Below are 1914 nucleotides of genomic sequence, written 5' to 3'. Positions count from 1 at the left end.
CTGTCAAATCTTACACCGAAGTCAATGCGGTAAGTATTGTTCGAATATTCAGCAAACAAATCACTGTTCCGGAAATTAGAGGAAATGAACAACCCTGCTTTGATTACGTGGTTTTCAAGCAGATCATTCATTGAAATGGATTGTGCAAATCCAAAACCACGGATCGGATCAATGCGCCAGTCGGAATTGGCATCGTTGGTGATGAACAATCCTTTGTAGGAAGTAGGACCTTTGATAGCAATATTCTCACGCGTGGCTCTCGTCCGCGTCAGTGCGCTCGGCGTAGTAGGGAATGTACCTCTGTTGCGTTTTGATTCAAATGCTTTCAAAACATCTTCATCAAACTCGTAATTATCTGTATCAACTTCTCCCTCTTTCAATGCAAGCTTCGGCGTTTCAATCGCCTGTTGTGCACCTGTCTTTACAGAATCCGCCTTTGCACCTGCATTTGCAGCACTAACCTGTCCGGCAGAACCTGTGAGTGCGGGCGTATTGATGGTGTTATTCAGATCAAATGCATTCTTGTAAGCAGCTACATAGTACCCGTCGTTCAGATACGTGTAAGCCAATGCACCACCCGATTTCAAATTGACGTCCGCATTGCGGATATTCTGAATATGGTTCGTCAGCTGCGAAATGGAAGACGACGCTCTGTTGTATTTGAAAAGGTTATTTACCCCTTTTCCATTTGAAAGGTAAACCAGGTCATTTGCGTCAGCATATACTGGCATTAACTTCGATTTCCCATCGCCCTGCACTAGCTTCACCATATTGGCCGACTTGGGAGTACCGTCGTGTTCGAAAATAGTATAAGATGTCGAAATCGATTTGTAGCTTCCCTTATCACCAGTTCCCACTGAATCGACCGGCCGGTTGGATGAAAATACCACTTTCCTTGACGAACCCTGGACAAACCTTGGCGACAGGTCATCGTAAAGGTCACTGGTCAATGCGAGCGGCGAGGCACGCGCCACGCTGATCAGGAACAAATCGTTTTGTCCACCCTTATCCGCACTTACAGCCAGCATGGTACCATCCTGGGAAATGTCCATATCCATAATCTGATCCAAACCTCTGATGTTTCTTCTCAGCTTGATCTTCACTTTCTTGGTACCCAGGTTTTCATACACGTACAGGTTCTTACGCTCGTTTTCAGAGGCAAGAACAGCCAACTGATTGTTCCTGAACCAAGCCAGCAGCGGCGGTTGCGTCTTAGCCCTTCCACCGATCAGATCCAGTTTCCCCTGACGGATAATCTTCTTTGAGCGCGTTTCGCTATCAAACAGATACACGCGATATCTGCCATTTTTAATCTCGCTGACAGCCGTGAATTTTTTGTCCGGCGAAATTTTAATAACCGCCGTAGCATCCGAAACAATGAATTCATTGAGCTTGTACTTCCAGGATGGACTCGGCTCGGCGTAGAACTGTTCTGCGTTTTTATTCTGATTGAGGTAGTAGGCGCGCCAGTCGCGTAAGAAGCGATTGTAAGATGGTACGCCCAAAGTACTCGTAATGCTGGTTTGTTCCGTACGAATAATGCGCGTCAGGTTAAGAATATCCGAGATTTTGTCTTTTCCGTAACGCTCGGCAATGTAATTCCAGATAGACTGACCGATCAGCGTTGCATCGTTTCCGGTCATTAAAGTCGGCTTTCTTACATTCCTGTTTTTAAAGAAATCCCGCATATAATCGTTAAGCTCGGGAGACCAGCCGTCGGCAATGTAAGCGGCGGTACCTGACATAAACCATTCAGGGAGCGTCAATAGAAGCGAGCTTTGCAGCGCCTCTTTCATATTGCCTCCGTAAAGCATATCATACACAAACAACAAGCTGATATCTTTCACCAGTTTCTTGCGAAAACCCACCTGATCACCCGTGTAAGCCACTTCTACCCGAGATTGCGAAAGGTCC

Annotated in this window: 1 pseudogene; it reads right to left on the bottom strand. The window is 46.2% G+C overall.

Annotated elements, in window-relative coordinates:
* A pseudogene (locus ACTIE6_RS23380) lies at positions 1–1914 on the bottom strand (hypothetical protein); the annotation flags it as partial.

It is taken from the genome of Dyadobacter sp., assembly GCF_051859145.1.
In the GTDB taxonomy this organism is placed as follows: domain Bacteria; phylum Bacteroidota; class Bacteroidia; order Cytophagales; family Spirosomataceae; genus Dyadobacter.
The sequence above is the reverse complement of the archived record's forward strand: the minus strand, read 5'-3'. Positions and strand labels throughout refer to the sequence as shown.